Genomic DNA, 15,671 nt, shown 5'->3' with positions numbered 1-15,671 from the left:
AGACCGTGCGCAAGATCCTGATCGCGAACCGGGGCGAGATCGCGGTCCGCGTCGTGCGGGCGTGCCGCGACGCCGGGCTGGTCGGCGTCGCGGTGTACGCCGACCCCGACGTGGACGCGCCGCACGCGCGGATGGCCGACGAGGCGTACGCGCTCGGCGGCGCCGCCCCCGCGGAGACCTACCTGGACATCGGCAAGCTGCTCAAGGCGGCGGCGGACGCGGGCGCCGACGCGGTGCACCCCGGCTACGGGTTCCTCTCCGAGAGCGCCGAGTTCGCGCAGGCGGTCATCGACGAGGGCCTGACGTGGATCGGCCCGCCCCCGTCCGCGATCGAGCTGCTCGGCGACAAGGTGCGGGCCCGCCACGTCGCCCGCGAGCAGGGCGCCCCGCTGGCCCCCGGCACCGCGGAGCCGGTGTCCGGCGCCGACGAGGCCGTGGCGTTCGGACGCGAGCACGGCCTGCCGGTGGCGATCAAGGCCGCGTTCGGCGGCGGGGGCCGGGGCCTCAAGGTGGCCCGCTCCCTCGACGAGATCCCCGAGCGGTTCGAGTCGGCCGTCCGGGAGGCCGAGGCGGCGTTCGGGCGCGGCGAGTGCTTCGTCGAGCGCTACCTCGACCGCCCCCGGCACGTCGAGACGCAGTGCCTGGCGGACCGGCACGGCGGCGTCGTCGTGGTGTCGACCCGCGACTGCACCCTGCAACGCCGCCACCAGAAGCTCGTGGAGGAGGCCCCCGCGCCCTTCCTCACCGAGGACCAGCGGCGGACGCTGTACGAGTCGTCGAAGAAGATCCTGCGGGCCGCCGGGTACGCGGGCGCGGGCACCTGCGAGTTCCTCATCGCCGCCGACGGCACGGTGTCGTTCCTGGAGGTCAACACCCGGCTGCAGGTCGAGCACCCCGTCACCGAGGAGGTGACCGGCATCGACCTGGTCAGGGAGATGTTCCGCATCGCCGACGGCGAACCGCTCGGCTACGGCGACCCGGAACCGCGCGGCCACGCGATCGAGTTCCGGATCAACGCCGAGGACCCGGGCCGCGGCTTCATGCCCGCGACCGGCAGGCTCACGGCCTGGCGTCCTCCCTCCGGCCCGGGAGTGCGGATGGACGGCGGCTACGCCGAAGGCCAGGAGGTCCCGGGCCAGTTCGACTCCATGCTGGGCAAGCTCGTGGTCACCGGCGCCACCCGTGGCATCGCCCTGCAGCGGGCCCGCCGCGCCCTGGCGGAGTTCGAGGTCGCCGGGGTCCCGACCGTCCTGCCGTTCCACCGCGCGGTCGTCGAGGAGAGGGCCTTCACCGGCGAGCCCTTCGACGTCCACACGGCCTGGATCGAGTCCGACGGCGCCCCCTCGATCCCGCCTCAATCGGACCCCTCGGCCGACGCCGCGTCCTCGGACCGCCGGGCCGTCACCGTCGAGGTGGACGGCAAGCGCGTCGAGGTCGTCCTGCATTCGTCCACCGAACCCTCCGGGACGGCGCCGGCGCCGTCCCGGTCCAGGCCCCGCAGGGCCAAGCCCAAGGAGGACGACGGCGACGCCCTGATCTGCCCCCTGCAGGCAACCGTGGTCAAGGTCCTCGCCGAAGAGGGCGACACGGTCGCCGCAGGCGACACTGTCGCCGTGGTCGAGGCGATGAAGATGGAGCAACCCCTCACCGCCCACAAATCGGGCACGGTCTCCGCTCTCGACGTCCGGCCCGGCCGCCCGGTGGCCACCGGCACCCGGATCTGCCTGATCACCTGACCCGGCTCCCTCGCCGTCGCGCCTGCTCATGGACCTGCGGGGCCGGGGTATTGGGGAAGCATGGGGGACGCGACAGGCGGGGACGACGGGTTCGACGCGGACGCGGCGCCGCACGCGCACGATGCGGGCGACGACCGCATCCCTATCGACGCGCCGGCCGCCGAGCATGACCCGGCGCGTGCCGCGCAGGTCGAGGACCTGGCGCGCGCGGCGATGGCGCTCGACGAGTTCGCGATGAACGAGGCCGTGCGATCGGCTCTGCGGCAGGACGGCGTCGCGGCGGCGTGGGACCAGGTGCTGGTGCCGGTGCTGGTCGGCATCGGGCTCAAGCACGCGGCGACCGGCCGGTACGTGGAGGTGGAGCATCTGCTGTCGGCGGTGGTGTCGCGCTGCCTGGTGGAGGTGGTACCGCCCGAGGCCGACTTCCCGGGCTGGCAGGGCCGCGGCCCCGTCCTGCTGGCGTGCGCTCCGGAAGAGCAGCACAGCCTGCCGCTCCTCGCGCTGGCCGCCGCGCTGTCGGAGGCCGGCGCGGCAAGGCTCATGCTGGGTGCGCGGGTACCGCCATCGGCGCTGTCCGCCGCGGTCGAGCGGGCCCGGGCGCACTCGGTGTTCGTCTGGTCGCAGACCGCCGAGACCGGTGACCCGTCCTGGCTCGCCGAACTGCCCGCCGCGCGCCCCCCGCTGCGGATCGTGATCGGCGGACCCGGCTGGGACCTCGACCGGCTCCCGCCCGACGTCGCCTTCGCGGCGTCCGTGTCCGAGGCGCTCGACGCGCTGCGCGTGGTGTCCCGGCGCTGACGGGGCACCGCCCTCCCTCTTACATTCATTCCGAATGTATGTAAGTCTGGGGGAATGCGAACCGTGAACCTCTCCGCAGGACCCATCGCCTACCGCGACCTCGGCGACGGGCCACCGGTCGTCTTCGTGCACGGCCTGCTCGTCAACGGCGAGATCTGGCGGCACGAGACGGGGCCGCTGGTGGACGCCGGCCACCGGTGCCTGGTGCCGACCTGGCCGCTCGGCGCCCACTCCCAGCCCATGCGCCCCGACGCCGACCTCACCCCGGACGGCCTCGCCGGGCTCATCGAGGAGTTCCTCGAGGCCCTCGATCTGAAGGACGTCACCCTCGTCGGCAACGACACCGGGGGAGCGCTCGTCCAGATCCTCATGACCCGGCGCCCCGAGCGGGTCGCCCGGGTCGTGCTGGCCTCCTGCGACGTGCTGGACCGCTTCCCGCCGCCCCCCTTCGGGTTCCTGGCGCCCATGTCCCGGCTGCCGGGCTCGCTGTGGGTCACCGCGCAGCTGTTCCGGATCCGCCCCCTGCTCCGCCTGCCGATCGCCCTCGGCTGGGTCGCCAAGCGCCCGATCCCGCGCGAGGTCGCCGACTCCTACCTGGCCCCGATCCAGACCAGCCGCGCCGTCCGGCGCGACCTCGGCAAGCTCCTGCGCGGCTTCGACGAGCGCCACACCCTGGACGCCTTCGAGGCGAACGGCGACTACGACCGGCCCGTGCTCCTGCTCTGGGCGAAGGAGGAGCGGCTGTTCCCGCTGCCGCTCGCCGAACGCCTCGCCGGCAGGCTCCCCGACGCGCGGCTCGAGCTGGTCGAGGACTCCTACACCTTCATCTCCGAGGACCGCCCCGGGCTGCTCGCCGGCAAGGTCAGGGAGTTCGCGATAATGACGCGGTGAGACGTACCCAGGAGGACCGCACGCGCGCCACCCGCGCGGCCCTCGTCGCCGCCGCCAGGAAGCTGTTCGCCGAGCACGGCTACGCGGCCGTCTCCGCCGAGCAGATCGTGGCGGCCGCGGGGGTCACCCGGGGCGCCCTCCAGCACCACTTCGGCGACAAGAAGGCCCTGTTCGCCGAGGTCCTCGACCGGATGGAGATCGAGCTCTCCGAGCGCATCTTCGTCGCCACCGACGACCCCTGGGAGCTGCTCACCGGCGGCCTCGCCCGGTTCCTCGACGCCTGCGAGGAGCCCGAGCTGGTCCAGATCGCGCTCCGCGACGCCCCGGCGGTCCTCGGCTGGCAGGCGTGGCGCGAGATCGAGGCCCGCCACAACCTCTCCCTCATCGAGGCCGGCCTCGCCCTGGCCATGGACGCCGGTGTCATCCGCCGCCAGCCCGTCCGCACCCTGGCCCACCTGATCCTCAGCTCGTGCATCGAGGCGGCGCTCCTGATCGCCGCCGGGCACCCCCGAGCCGAGACCGAGCAGACCCTCCTCGCCCTCCTCGACGGCCTCCGAGAGCCGGCCGCGCCCGCCCGCTGACCGCGCCCACCGCGCCGCGACCCGCCGTGCTAGCCGGGGCCGCGGCCCGTCCTGGTCCCGGCCTGCTGCCATGGCCAGCGGCCTTCCAGCTCGACCTCCAGCGAGAAGCTCAGGAACGTCCGGACGCCGACGATCGCGGCGAGGACCGCGACGCTGCCGAGCGTCGGCGAGACGGCGACGGTGCGGATGATGTCGCCGGCGACCAGCACCTCCAGCCCCAGCAGGATCGCCCGCCCGAGATCCTGCCGGTAGAGCCGGTAGAGGCCGGGGAAGGGACCGCGGCGCCGGCCCAGCCGGTACGCGAAGGCCGCGGTGGCGGCCACCGCGCCGCAGACGATGAGCGCGACGCCGGCCAGGTCGACCGCCTGGCCGACGTTCTCGATGATCTCGTCCGAGTTCACGGCCGGATCAGCGGCCGGGCCGCGTAGGGTCCCGGCGTCTCCGCTCCCGGATTCATGGCGTCCCCCGCTCGCGAGCTCGCACGGCTCGGCGTTGGACTCATACACCAACTTCGCCGGACGTAACCGCCGGCGCGGCACGGGTCCGGGGTCGGGCCCGCCTGGTGGAGGTCCGAAGGGTCCTCCACCAGGCGGGCGGTGTCAGAGGATGCCGCGGGCGGAGAACGCCGACTGCGCGGCCTGCGCGGCCTGCGGCCCGTACAGGCGCTGCGCCGCCGCGACCGTGGCCTGCGCGGCCGCCTTGAACGAGGTGTCGGGCGAGAACGCGAACTGCGCCTCGACGATCAGGGTGTCGGCCTTCGCGCTGCCGAGGGCCTGCCGGATGTCCCACAGTGCCCGCGACCAGATCTCGCCGTCGGCATGGACCTCCCCGACGACGTCCTCGGGGTAGTGCTTGGTGCCGTCCAGCCTCCGGAGGCAGTGCGTGGGACCGGAGGTGTAGGCCACCGAGTCCCAGTCGGCGACGCACGCCTCGGGGGTCTTGGTGGGCGTGCCGGTCGCCCAGCTGGTGACCGCGACGGCCAGGTAGTCCCCGAACGCCTCGCCGATCGCGCCCGACTCGGCGTTGGTGCCGAACCCGGGGACCTGCCCATCCTGCACGGAGTGGCCGTACTCGTGGATGATCACCTCGGCGTCCTCGGCGTCGTCCACGCCGCCCTTGCCGAGCGTGATGTTCGCCTTGTCGCCCTTGAAGAAGGAGTTGTCGCCGCCGTACTGGTCGATGCGCAGCTCGATCTGGCGCTGGTTGACCGGCCGCAGCGCGGACCCGAAGCCCAGGTGCTGCAGGTAGTGCTGCGCGGTCGTCACCCAGTAGTAGCCCATCACCTGCTCGAACTGGTCGACGTCGCGGTGGTAGGCGGGCAGGGCGCCGCCGGTGATCCGGGCCGCCTTGCCGGTCTCGCTCTTGACCGCCACGTATCGTCCGGTCAGCGACCCCGACCCGTCGAGGTCGGTGAGCGTGACGTTCCGGTAGGCCGGTGCCAGGGCGGCGTAGTCGGCGTCCTTGGCGTCGGTGAGCGACTCGTCACCGAGCTGCTGGACGGGGTTGGGGAAGAAGACGGTCCCCGTGGCGGTGCCACCCGAGTCGGCGGCGGCCGAGACGGCGGAGAGCGATCCCACCAGGGGAAACGCCATGACGGCCGCCAATGCGAAACGTTGTTTCCTGCGCATGTGCGGACGCTAAGGGCCGCTCTTCCGGCGGGACAGGTCCAATTCGCGTCGGATCCCAAGTCTGTCCGTCCCTGCCCACCGGCACCGCCGAAGCCTGGCGAACTTTGTCGTAGAAAACCGGTGGAAGTCCTGGTGCGCTGGTCACGGCAACGGCGAACCGGCCCCACCCCGCAGGAGGGTTTCCGTTGGTCACCCGCAGATCGTTCCTCGCCGCGGCCGGAACGGCCGCGCTCGCCGTCCCGTTCGGACGCGGCCTGCTCGGCGGCCCCGCGTTCGCGGCCCCCTCGACGTGCGGGCTCACGCTCGCCAACCACGGCTCCGCTCCCGTGAGCGCCTACATCACCGGCCGCGAGCAGGGCACCGGCCGGTTGATGCTGCTCCGTGCCGACAGCACGCCGTACTACCCTCCGTCGCCCTCGGCGCCGCAGACGCCGTTGCCCGTGGACTGCTCGATCCCGGTCGGCGCCGGCGGCGCCGCGGACCTCACCCTCGGGCAGATGTACGCCGCCCGCATCTACTTCGTGAAGAACGACAAGCTCGACTTCTACGTCAACCCCGGGCCCGCGCTCGTGGAACCGGCGTTCGCCAACCCGGCCGACTCGAATTACCTGAAGACCTGGTCGTTCTGCGAGTTCACGTTCAATCCGGCGCAGCTGTTCGCGAACATCTCCTACGTCGACCTGCTCACCGCGCTGCCGATCGGGCTCGACCTCGCGGGCGACTCCGCGCACACGGTCGCGCCCGCGCCCGCCGGAGCGGCCGACGCGGTCGCGGACGCCCTCGTCGCGCAGAAGAACACGGACGGGCAGCCCTGGGACCGGCTCGTCATCCGCGACGGCGGCGGCGTCCTGCGGGTGATCGCACCGCAGGGCTACATGGCGAACAACCCCGGCGCGTTCTCGTCGTACTGGGACGGCTACGTCGGCCGGGTGTGGGACAAGTACGCCGGCACCGACCTCAACGTGGACCTCCAAGGCGGGCGCGGTGTCTTCACCGGGCGCGTCACCGATGGCGTGCTCGCGTTCAACGACGGCAGCACGTTCACGCGCCCGGCGTCCAAGGACGTCTTCACCTGCAACGACGGGCCGTTCGCCAACGACCCGAGCGACTCCGACATCAAGAAGGGCCTGCTCGCGCGCATCGCCGCGGCGTTCAACCGCAGCACGATCCTGAGCAGCGCCGACCAGCCGAACGGCACCCTGGAGTCCGACTACTACAAGGACCCGACCACCGACCACTGGGCGCGGATCGTGCACGCCCACACCCCGATCGGGTACGCCTTCCCGTACGACGACGTCTGCCCCGACGGGCAGCCGGACGTGTCCGGCGCCGCCGGCGACGGCAACCCGCGACGCCTGACCGTCACCGTCGGCTAGGAGCACCGCCCGCCAGCGCGGCCCAGCCCGGAACCCAGGTCCCCGGCGCGTCATGGTCGGCCGCGGTGGCGGCGAGGTAGGCGCGGAGAGCGGCCAGCGCGGGGTGCGCGTTGTCGCGGTGCCACAGGAGCGAGTGCGGGTAGACGGGCATCGGGTCGGTCACCGGGATGCGGCGCAGTCCGTGGTCGGCGGGCCAGACGAGACGGGTCCGCCCGCCCATGAGCGTGGCCAGGGCCGGGGTGTCGGCGACGGTGTCGAGGAGCGCGTCGGAGCCGAAGTTCGGGCCGGTCGCCTCGATGGTGAGCCCGAACTCGGCGACGAGGTCCTCGTAGTAGGCGGCCCACTCGGTTCCGGGGACGATGCCGGGCATCCAGATGCGGTGCCCGGCGAGCCCGGCGAGGGGCACCGACCGGGCGGACGCCAGCGCGTGCGCCGGGCCGGTGAGGAGCTGGAGCGGCTCGTCGAGCACCCGGACGGATTCGACGTCCGGGGGAAGGGGGCGTCCGGGCATGCCGACGGCGCGGAAGGACGCGTCGATCGCGCCGGACCGGATGGCGGACAGGGCCGTCTCGATCTCGAACAGCATCACCACGTCGAGCTCGATCTCGGGGTGCGCGCGGTGGAAGGCGCGCATCAGGCCCGAGGCCGCGCCGCGCGAGGCGAGGATGTCGACGCGCAGCGGACGGCGGTCGGTGCGCACGGACGCCACGGCCCGGTCGGCGGCGCGCAGCAGCTCCCGCGCGTGGGGCAGGAACGCCTGCCCGTCGATGGTGAGCTTGGCGCCGCGCGCGGTGCGGGTGAACAACCGGACGTCGAGGGAGCGCTCCAGCGAGGCGATGCGCTTGGAGACGGCCTGCTGGGTGACCGCGAGCTCGGCGGCGGCCTCCTGGAACTGCCCCGCGTCGGCGGCGGCGACGAACGTCCGGACGGTGTCGAGATCCATCCGGACACCCTACGAGCACAACCATCGGTTGTAGGCAGGAGGGGAATCCGGCGTACCTCCGGGAACGGCAAGGCGGCTCCGGCCGCCCCTCAAGAGGCGAGGATGCTAGCATCCTGTCAAGTTAGCCAGCGTGGTGATGAGGGGGCGAGATGGCAAACGCCGACCTGCGGAGGGCCGTCAGAGGACGGGTCTGGGAGCCCGGGGACGACGGCTTCGACGCGGCGCGCAGGGCCTGGAACCTGACGGTCGACCAGCCGGTGGCGGCCGTGGTGGCGGCCGAGGACGCCGAGGACGTGGCCGCATTGGTCCGCTACGCGCGGCGCTCCGGCCTGGCGGTGACCGCGCAGGCCGGCGGCCACGACGCCTCGGGGGACGTGGAAGGGGTGATCCTCCTGCGCACCGGGCGCCTGGACGGCGTGCAGGTCCGGGCGGAGGAGCGGCTGGCCCGGGTGGGAGCCGGGGTGAGCTGGGGGCGGGTGCTGTCGGCGGCCGGCCCCCACGGGCTGACGGGACTGGCGGGCAGCTCGCCGGCGGTGAACGTCGCCGGATACACGCTGGGCGGGGGCCTGTCCTGGTTCGGCCGCCGGTACGGCTGGGCCTCCGACGGCGTGCGCGCGTTCGACGCCGTCGACGCGGACGGGGAGCGGACGAGGGTGACCGCCGCGTCCGACCCGGAGCTGTTCTGGGCGCTGAAGGGCGGCGGCGGTGACTTCGCGCTGGTGACGTCGCTGGAATTCGATCTGCATCCGGCGCCGTCGGTGTACGGCGGACGGGTGATCTGGCCGGACGCGCGCGCCGCCGAGGTGTTCGAGACCTTCCAGAAGATCACTCAGGAGGCCCCGCCCGAGCTGACCGTGTGGTTCGACCGGTTCGCGTTCCCCGGCGCTCCGCCGATGGCGGCGCTGGACCTCACCTATCTCGGCGACCCGCGCGAGGGCGCGGCACTGGTGCGCGGCATCGACGGCATCGAGGGTGCGATCAGCGACGGCCGCGGGCCCGTGGCGGTGGCCGGCCTGGGCGGGATCGCCGCCGAGCCGACCGCGCCGTCCGCGTCGCTGCCCCGGGCGGAACTTCTGACCGGCCTGGACGAGGGGCTCGCCACGGAGCCGATCGACCCGCTGATCTCCCTCCAGATCCGGCACCTGTCCGGCGCGCTGGCCGGTCCGGGCACCGGCGCGAGCGGAACCCTGGACGAGCCGTACCTGCTCCAGATGGTCGGCGCCGGACCCGACCCGGGCCTCGCGCGCGCCGTCCGCGCGAAGCAGGCCCGGCTCGTCGAGCGGTTCGAGGCCGTCGTCGCCGGGCGCAAGCCGTACACGCTGCTGACACCCGAGGAGACCGCGGCCGACGCCTTCACCGGACCGGTCCTCGCCCGGTTGCGCGAGTTGAAGCGCTCCCGCGACCCGCACGGCGTCTTGCGCGCCAACCACTCCGTCCTCAGGTAGGCGGTCCGGACGGCGGCGGGCCCGAGGTCACCACGGGACGTCCACCAGCACCTTGCCGACGACCGCGCCGCTCTCCAGCGCCTGGTGCGCGTCGGCGGTGCGGTCGAGCGGGAAGCGGACCAGCGGCAGGCCGTGCTCCTCACCGACCGGGAGGGCGCCGGCGCGGACGGCGGCGGCGACGTCCTCGGCGGCCGCGGCGCGCACCTCCGGGCCGGCCGTGTAGAGCACCAGGAACTGGAGGCGCGTGTTCAGCACCATGTTCCGCAGGACGTCCAGTTCGACCGGCCTGCCGCCGTCGTTGGCGTAGGTCGAGATCGTTCCGCGCGTCCGGAGCACGGCCAGGTCCAGCGAGAGGTTCGCGCCGAGCGCCACCTCGGCGACGAGGTCGACGCCGTCCGGGGCGATCTCGCGGATCGCGGCCGCGGGGTCGCCCTCGCGGTAGTTCACCACGTGGTGGGCGCCGGCGGCGGTGGCCAGCCGCGCCTTCTCCGGGCCGCTGACCGTGCCGATCACGGTGGCGCCGGCCCATCGGGCGAGCTGGATCACCGCGTGCCCGACCGCCCCGGCGCCGCCCGCGGCGAGCACCACCCGGCCGTCGAGCGCGCCGGGCCGCAGCCGGCGCGGCCCGTCCTCGGCGACGGTGAGCGCGCGGTGCGCGGTGAGCGCGGGGACGCCGAGCGAGGCGCCGGCCTCGAACCCGGCCTCGTCGGGCAGCGGCACGGCCTGCTCGGCGGGCACGACGGTGAACTCGGCGGCGGTGCCGGTGGGGCGCCCGGCGGCGGCCAGGAACAGCCAGACCCGCTGCCCGGCCCGGTCCGGATCGACGCCGTCGCCGACCGCGTCGATCACGCCGGCCCCGTCCAGGTGCGGAGTGACCTCGGGGAACCCGAGCGGACCGCCGGAGCGGGCCTGCAGGTCGGCCGGGTTGACGCCGGAGACGGCGATCCGGACGCGGACCTCGCCGGGGCCGGGCGCGGGCAGGTCGCGGTCGACGAGCCGGAGGACGTCGGGTCCGCCGTTGTCGCGGTGGACGATCGCCCTCATGCCCGCTCCCGGCCGATCGGGACGTCGTTGGAGCGGGACTCGACGGCGTCGAGGGCGGCGCGGGCGTCGTCGTCGAACGCGATCCCGCCGACCGCCAGGTTGGCCTCCAGATGGGCGGCGTCGGCGGTGCCGGGGATGAGCAGGATGTTCGGGGCGTGGTGCAGCAGCCAGGCGAGGCCGACCTGGGAGGGCGTGACGCCGAGCGACTCGGCCACGGCGCGGACCGCCGGCTCCCCGGTGACCTTCGGCAGGCCGGGGAAGGCCCCGCCGAGCGGGAAGAACGGCACCCAGGCGATGCCCTCCGCGGCGCACAGCCGCAGCATGTCCTCGTCATCGCGGGAGACGAGGCTGTAGGCGTTCTGCACGCAGACGATCCCGGCGGGCAGGGCGCGGCGCAGGCCGTCCAGGGTGACGCTGCTCAGCCCGATCGCTCCGATCTTGCCTTCGTCGCGCAGGGCGGTCATCACCGCGAGCTGGTCGTCGAGGTCGACCGCCTGGTCGCCTTCGGGGCGCAGGCCGGGGCCGGTGTCGAGGCGGCGGAGGTTGACGACGGGCAGCCGGTCGAGGCCGAGGCCGCGCAGGTTGTCCTCGACGCTGGCCCGCAGCTGCTCCGGCCGCTGCGCGGTCCGCAGCGGCAGCCGCCCGCCGGGGTCCGGATCGGCGCCGACCTTGGTGACGACGAGGACGTCGTCATCGGGGCGCAGGGCCTCGCGGATCACCGCGTTGGCGAAGCCGAAGCCGTAGAACGTGGCGGTGTCCACGTGGTCCGCGCCCAGCTCGATCGCGCGGCGCAGGAGCGCGGCGGCCTCGCGGGGGCGGTCGTGCAGGCGGTCGAGCTGGGCCGCGCCGTACCCGATCCGGGACACGGTGCGGCCGGCGAACGCGGCGGTGAGGGCGCTGATGGGAGGTCTCCTCGGGCGGTGATCGCGTCGGTCGGTGATCGCGCACACCGCGCCCGGCAGGACCGGCGGAGCCGCCCTGGACGGCCGTGGTGGCGCGCTGGCGGCTCCACGGTACAAGTGGTGAATGACAGATTTCAATATTTGTCAGCCAGATGCCGACGGGCTTCCGGCATGGTTTGATGGCCGTCAGTGCGAAGAGGAGGACGGGTGCGCGGAGAGCCGCTCGACGCGGAGACGATCGTGTCCGCCACCGAAGAGGTGCTGCGCCGCCACGGTCCGGAGAAGACCACGGTGCTCGACGTCGCGCGGCTGCTGGGAGTGAGCCACGGGAGCGTCTACCGGCATTTCCCGTCCAAGGCGGCCCTGCGCGAGGCCGTGATCCGGCGCTGGCTCGACCGGGTGCGCGCGGACTTCGCCGCCGCGGCCCGGACTCCCGGGTCGTCCCCGCCCGAGCGGCTGCGCGGCCTGCTCACCGCGATGTTCGCCGCGAAGTGGGCCAAGGCGAAGGAGGACCCGGAGCTGTTCGCCACGTTCCGGGTGCTGGCGGCGGAGCACAGCAGCGTCTCGTCCGGCCATGTCGCGTTCCTGATCGACCAGATCCGCGCCATCGTCGTCGACGGCATCGCCAGTGGCGACTTCGCGGACGGCGAGCCGGAGGCGGTCGCGCGGGCCGTCCTCAACGCGACCAGCCGCTTCCACGATCCGCTGCACGCCGCGGAGTGGTCCTCCCCGGAGGCCGAGGCGGAGGCCGAGGCGGTCGTCTCGCTCGTTCTCGACGGCATCCGGGCGCGGTGAGAACGTCCCGCCCGGTGTCGTCGTAGCGGCGGCCGGCGTCTCGCCGGCCGCTGGGGCCGGGGGCTAGTGCGGGGAGAACGTGCCGTAGGCGCCCTGGTGGAACAGCAGCGGCGTCTCGCCGTCGCCCTCCTGCAGGTGCAGGACGCGGCCGACGACGATGTGGTGGTCGCCGGCGTCGTGGAGCTGCTCGGTGACGCAGTCGATCCAGGCGACGGCGCCGTTGATGATCGGGTTGCCGGCGGGGGACGGCCGCCACTCGATGTCGTGGAACTTGTCCGTCTTGCGCATGGCGACGGCGCGGCAGACGTCCTCCTGGTCGGCGGACAGCACGTTGACGCAGAACCGCTCGCCCGACTCCCGCAGCGCGCGCCACGAGCTGGAGTTCTTGTCCGGCAGGAAGGCCACCAGCGGAGGGTCGAGCGAGACGGACGTGAACGAGCCGACCGTCATGCCGATGGCGGCACCGGACCGGTCGAGGGCCGTCACCACGACGACGCCGGTGGGGTAGTGGCCGAGCACGTCGCGGAAGCGGGCGGGGTCGATGACCGGAGCGCCGGTCCCGTGGGCGGTGAGGGGCATGGCGGGAACTCCTCCCTGTAGCGATCGCTACAGAGATTGCCATGCCGGACCCCGGCGTGACAACCGTGCGTCGCCGTCCGGTCGTCCCGCCGGGGCCGCGCTCAGGCCCGCCCGGCGCCCGCGACGGCCTGCTCGACGACGGCCACGATGATCGTGATGAAGTCGTCCGCGTCCGCGGTCTCGTCGATCTGGTGGGCCAGGAAGAGCCCGTCGGTCGAGGCCATCACGACGCGGGCCAGGTCCATCGCGAGCTCGGGCCGGCGGGCCCGCAGCTCGGTGCTGAAATACGAGGTGAACCAGGCCGCGATGCTGCTGGCCACCGCGTCCCGGGCGGCCAGGAAGTACTGGCGGGCCTCCGCCTCGACCTCGCGGGACTCCAGCAGCAGCATGTGCCCGATGCGCAGGAAGTCCGGCGCGCCGGGCAGGCCGCGCGTCGAGCGGGACAGGATGTCGCGCAGCCCCTCCGCCAGCGTCCGCTCGTCGCGCGGATCGCGCTCCCAGCGCGGCTCGGCGGCGATCCACTGCTCGAAGCTGTGCCGGACGACCTCGGCGAGCAGGTGGTCCTTGTCCCGGAAGAACCAGTAGACGGAGCTGGCCGGCAGGCCGGACCGCTTGGTGACCTTCGAGATCGTGGTGCCCTCGTAGCCGTTCTCGGCGGCGATCTCGGCGGCCGCCGTCAGGATGCGGACGCGGGACATCTCCCGGTCGTCGCCGGGCCGGGGGGAGGGGGGCGGCACGGTGCTCACGCCGCCTCGCCGAGCCAGGCGCCGGCCTGGGCGTAGACGCCGTCGGCGATCAGGTCGACCAGGCGTTCCAGGTCCCAGCCCCGGTCGGAGCGGACGCCGAGGTACAGCCCGTCCATGACGGCGAGGTGGAAGCGGGCCATCCGGTCGGCGACCTCCCGCCCGCGCTCCGGGTCGCCGGCGGCGAGCACCTGCTCCCACCAGGCCCGGATGGCGGCGCGGGTCTCGGTCCGGACCTCGATGTAGCGGCGCCGCGCGGCGGGCTCCTTGGGCCGGTTCGCCAGCCCGAGCATGAGGCCCAGCCGCCAGAACTCGGGCCGGTCGACGATGGCGCGCGAGGCGCGCTGCAGCCGGTCGCGGACCTCCTCGGCGGGGTCGCCGATCTCGACCCGCTCCTGCCAGGTCGGCGCGGTCTCCCGCCAGCGCCGGTAGCTGAACTCCAGGGTCTCGGCGAGCAGCTGGTCCTTGTTGCGGAAATGCCAGTAGACGGAGCTCGGCGGCAGCCCGGTGGCCTCCGTCACCAAGGCGATCGAGGTGCCGTCGTAGCCGCGCTCGGCGGCGATGGCGAGGGTCGCCTCGAGGATCCGCAGCCTCGACTCCTCGCCTTGCTGATGGCGCCGTGCCGTCTTCCGCATCTGCACTCTGCTCCTCTGGACCTCGGAGAACTCCGCCCCGGCGGGGGGTTGTGTCGACCATCACATCATGGGTACGGTCACACCGCGTCCCTGTAGTGATCGCTCCAGTCCGTGTAGCGGTCAATACGGATCCATTGTGGCGCGTATGGCTTCCTGGCGACGCCACCGGCGTTGGCCGGCGAAACGGAGAACACCCATGCCCACCCTTCGCAGCGATCGCCGCCGCCGGCGGCTGATCGCCCCCCTCATGGCGACGCTGGCGGCGGCCGCGAGCCTGACCGCCTGCGGCTCCGGCGACACCGGCGTCAGCGCCGCGGACGCCAAGACCCAGGCCGCCGACCTCGTCAAGGTCCTGAAGCTCCAGGACGGCGCCGCGCTCGGCGGCGACGTCACCTTCAAGCTCGGCGCCGCCCTCACGCTCTCCGGCCCGTCCGCCGGCAACGGCCAGTCGATGCGCAACGCCATCGAGCTGGCGGTGAAGCAGATCAAGGCGGCCGGCGGGCCCGCGATCCACCCGAGCGTCAAGGACATCAAGGGCCCCGACCCCGTCGCCGCCAAGCAGGCCGCGTCCGAACTCGCCTCCGAGGGCGTCCCGGCCAAGATCACCTCGATGGGCGACGGCCTCGGCGCGATGCTCGCCGACACCGACAAGAACAAGATCCTCAGCCTCGACGGCGTCGGCGGCGCCCAGGTCTTCACCCGGGGCACGAAGTACTTCTACGGCACCCGCGAGGTCGCGCCCTCCGACGCCGTCCCCGGCGCGCTGGAGTGGTTCAAGCGCACCCACCCGCAGGGCCGGACGGTCGGCCTCGCCGGCGTGGACCTCGGCGCCGCGAACGCCGCCATCAAGGCCGACATGACCGGGAAGTTCGCCGCCGCGGGCCTGACCTTCAACGGCCTGTGGGAGACCGCCGCGCCGAGCTCCCAGGACTTCGCGAGCATGATCGCCAAGATCAAGAAGAACCCGCCGGACCTGCTCTGGGTCGCCTTCAGCGGCGCCTCGCCCGGCGCGTTCGCCGCCCAGGCCAAGGCCGCCGGCATCAAGAGCGAACTCCTCGGCATCGAGTTCACGCAGGAGGCCGTCAAGGCGTCCAAGGGCGTCCTCGACTCCGACGGCCTCAAGTTCGCGATGGACTACTTCGACCCGTCCGCCCCGACGAACCCGCTGGCCAGGCTCTTCGCCGACGCCTACAAGAAGGCGTACGGGCAGCCGGCCGACTTCTACGCCGCCAACGCCTACGAGGAGACGCTGATGGTCTGGGACCTCATCCGCCGCGTGAAGGCGGCCGGCGGCGACCCCGGCGACAGCGCCCAGCTGAAGGCCGCGCTGGAGAAGGACCCGCGGTTCGCCTCGGTCTACGGCGGCGACGCCGCCACCGTCGGCACCCTGGAGATCGACCTGAAGACGCACGGCGTCGCGAGCCGCCCCATGGGCGTCTTCGAGTACAAGGACGGCAAGGTCAAGGCGCTCGCCACCTACGACGTCGACGGCCGGGGCTTCCGGCTCGCGGGCTGACCCGCTTCGCCTCCCGGGGGACGGCCCGCAGCGGCCGTCCACCGGGACCCTCGATCCGG

General features: G+C 73.5%; 16 protein-coding genes. 8 read left to right on the top strand and 8 right to left on the bottom strand.

Annotation, left to right across the window (positions count from 1 at the left end; all coding sequences use genetic code 11):
- Positions 1–5 precede the first annotated feature (5 nt).
- Genes ABT299_RS39830 through ABT299_RS39815 form a run of 4 tightly spaced genes read left to right on the top strand, consistent with a single transcriptional unit; the run spans position 6 to position 4,006 of the window.
- On the top strand, positions 6–1,736 hold the full coding sequence (locus ABT299_RS39830; protein ID WP_500253916.1) for an acetyl/propionyl/methylcrotonyl-CoA carboxylase subunit alpha: 1,731 nt from the start codon (positions 6–8) through the stop codon (positions 1,734–1,736).
- 60 nt (positions 1,737–1,796) lie between these two features.
- The gene (locus tag ABT299_RS39825; RefSeq protein ID WP_500253915.1) at positions 1,797–2,534 is read left to right on the top strand and encodes a B12-binding domain-containing protein; all 738 of its coding nucleotides are present in this window, start codon (positions 1,797–1,799) and stop codon (positions 2,532–2,534) included.
- Between the two features lie 54 nt (positions 2,535–2,588).
- Entirely contained in the window at positions 2,589–3,425 is an 837-nt protein-coding gene (locus tag ABT299_RS39820; protein WP_500253914.1) for an alpha/beta fold hydrolase, read from the top strand.
- On the top strand, positions 3,422–4,006 hold the full coding sequence (locus ABT299_RS39815) for a TetR/AcrR family transcriptional regulator (protein WP_500253913.1): 585 nt from the start codon (positions 3,422–3,424) through the stop codon (positions 4,004–4,006). Before ABT299_RS39820 ends, ABT299_RS39815 begins: the two co-directional genes overlap by 4 nt.
- A 29-nt stretch (positions 4,007–4,035) precedes the next feature.
- On the opposite strand, the gene ABT299_RS39810 is transcribed toward ABT299_RS39815, so the two are convergent.
- A complete protein-coding gene (locus ABT299_RS39810; RefSeq protein WP_500253912.1) occupies positions 4,036–4,407 on the bottom strand; it encodes a DUF1622 domain-containing protein in 372 nt (123 codons plus the stop codon).
- Between the two features lie 198 nt (positions 4,408–4,605).
- Complete coding sequence (locus ABT299_RS39805) at positions 4,606–5,634, bottom strand: M4 family metallopeptidase (RefSeq protein ID WP_190855151.1); 1,029 nt, start codon at positions 5,632–5,634, stop codon at positions 4,606–4,608.
- A gap of 185 nt (positions 5,635–5,819) precedes the next feature.
- On the opposite strand from ABT299_RS39805, the gene ABT299_RS39800 reads away from it, so the two are divergent.
- Positions 5,820–7,010, top strand: a complete 1,191-nt coding sequence (locus ABT299_RS39800; RefSeq protein WP_500253911.1) for a beta-1,3-glucanase family protein — start codon at positions 5,820–5,822, stop codon at positions 7,008–7,010.
- Here the strand turns inward: ABT299_RS39800 and ABT299_RS39795 are convergent.
- Positions 6,997–7,953 carry a LysR family transcriptional regulator gene (locus tag ABT299_RS39795; RefSeq protein ID WP_190855155.1) on the bottom strand — a complete coding sequence of 319 codons (957 nt, stop codon included), beginning with the start codon at positions 7,951–7,953 and terminating at the stop codon, positions 6,997–6,999. The two genes, ABT299_RS39800 and ABT299_RS39795, sit on opposite strands and share 14 nt — an antisense overlap.
- Positions 7,954–8,102: 149 nt before the next feature.
- Between ABT299_RS39795 and ABT299_RS39790 the strand changes: the two genes are divergently transcribed.
- Positions 8,103–9,398 carry an FAD-binding oxidoreductase gene (locus tag ABT299_RS39790; protein ID WP_500253910.1) on the top strand — a complete coding sequence of 432 codons (1,296 nt, stop codon included), beginning with the start codon at positions 8,103–8,105 and terminating at the stop codon, positions 9,396–9,398.
- A gap of 27 nt (positions 9,399–9,425) precedes the next feature.
- Here the strand turns inward: ABT299_RS39790 and ABT299_RS39785 are convergent, their stop codons facing one another.
- Both ABT299_RS39785 and ABT299_RS39780 read right to left on the bottom strand, forming a co-directional pair.
- The gene (locus ABT299_RS39785) at positions 9,426–10,442 is read right to left on the bottom strand and encodes an NADPH:quinone reductase (protein WP_500253909.1); all 1,017 of its coding nucleotides are present in this window, start codon (positions 10,440–10,442) and stop codon (positions 9,426–9,428) included.
- Entirely contained in the window at positions 10,439–11,461 is a 1,023-nt protein-coding gene (locus ABT299_RS39780) for an aldo/keto reductase (protein ID WP_500253908.1), read from the bottom strand. The genes ABT299_RS39785 and ABT299_RS39780 overlap by 4 nt, the downstream gene beginning before the upstream one ends.
- 90 nt (positions 11,462–11,551) lie before the next feature.
- Here ABT299_RS39780 and ABT299_RS39775 point away from each other — a divergent pair, with 90 nt between their 5' ends.
- The gene (locus tag ABT299_RS39775; protein ID WP_500253907.1) at positions 11,552–12,139 is read left to right on the top strand and encodes a TetR/AcrR family transcriptional regulator; all 588 of its coding nucleotides are present in this window, start codon (positions 11,552–11,554) and stop codon (positions 12,137–12,139) included.
- Positions 12,140–12,202: 63 nt separating this feature from the next.
- Here ABT299_RS39775 and ABT299_RS39770 read toward each other — a convergent pair whose 3' ends face one another.
- The 3 genes from ABT299_RS39770 to ABT299_RS39760 all read right to left on the bottom strand — a co-directional run bounded on the left by ABT299_RS39770 (position 12,203) and on the right by ABT299_RS39760 (position 14,096).
- Entirely contained in the window at positions 12,203–12,718 is a 516-nt protein-coding gene (locus ABT299_RS39770; protein WP_190855166.1) for a flavin reductase family protein, read from the bottom strand.
- A 101-nt stretch (positions 12,719–12,819) separates the two neighbouring features.
- The gene (locus tag ABT299_RS39765) at positions 12,820–13,464 is read right to left on the bottom strand and encodes a TetR/AcrR family transcriptional regulator (protein ID WP_500253906.1); all 645 of its coding nucleotides are present in this window, start codon (positions 13,462–13,464) and stop codon (positions 12,820–12,822) included.
- Complete coding sequence (locus tag ABT299_RS39760; protein WP_500253905.1) at positions 13,461–14,096, bottom strand: TetR/AcrR family transcriptional regulator; 636 nt, start codon at positions 14,094–14,096, stop codon at positions 13,461–13,463. Before ABT299_RS39760 ends, ABT299_RS39765 begins: the two co-directional genes overlap by 4 nt.
- Before the next feature lie 196 nt (positions 14,097–14,292).
- On the opposite strand from ABT299_RS39760, the gene ABT299_RS39755 reads away from it, so the two are divergent.
- Positions 14,293–15,612, top strand: coding sequence for an ABC transporter substrate-binding protein (locus ABT299_RS39755; RefSeq protein WP_500253904.1), 1,320 nt, complete (start codon positions 14,293–14,295; stop codon positions 15,610–15,612).
- The last annotated feature ends 59 nt before the right edge of the window (positions 15,613–15,671 follow it).

This window comes from Spirillospora sp. NPDC000708 (assembly GCF_040299565.1).
GTDB lineage: Bacteria > Actinomycetota > Actinomycetes > Streptosporangiales > Streptosporangiaceae > Spirillospora.
This window is presented reverse-complemented; position numbering and strand designations above follow the sequence as displayed.

Excerpts from the sequence above, each read along its gene's own strand:
- ABT299_RS39825 (WP_500253915.1), top strand. The coding sequence starts at position 1,797 with ATGGGGGACGCGACAGGCGGGGACGACGGGTTCGACGCGGACGCGGCG.
- ABT299_RS39820 (WP_500253914.1), top strand. The coding sequence starts at position 2,589 with ATGCGAACCGTGAACCTCTCCGCAGGACCCATCGCCTACCGCGACCTC.
- ABT299_RS39805 (WP_190855151.1), bottom strand. The coding sequence starts at position 5,634 with ATGCGCAGGAAACAACGTTTCGCATTGGCGGCCGTCATGGCGTTTCCC.
- ABT299_RS39795 (WP_190855155.1), bottom strand. The coding sequence starts at position 7,953 with ATGGATCTCGACACCGTCCGGACGTTCGTCGCCGCCGCCGACGCGGGG.
- ABT299_RS39790 (WP_500253910.1), top strand. The coding sequence starts at position 8,103 with ATGGCAAACGCCGACCTGCGGAGGGCCGTCAGAGGACGGGTCTGGGAG.
- ABT299_RS39785 (WP_500253909.1), bottom strand. The coding sequence starts at position 10,442 with ATGAGGGCGATCGTCCACCGCGACAACGGCGGACCCGACGTCCTCCGG.
- ABT299_RS39770 (WP_190855166.1), bottom strand. The coding sequence starts at position 12,718 with ATGCCCCTCACCGCCCACGGGACCGGCGCTCCGGTCATCGACCCCGCC.
- ABT299_RS39760 (WP_500253905.1), bottom strand. The coding sequence starts at position 14,096 with ATGCGGAAGACGGCACGGCGCCATCAGCAAGGCGAGGAGTCGAGGCTG.
- ABT299_RS39755 (WP_500253904.1), top strand. The coding sequence starts at position 14,293 with ATGCCCACCCTTCGCAGCGATCGCCGCCGCCGGCGGCTGATCGCCCCC.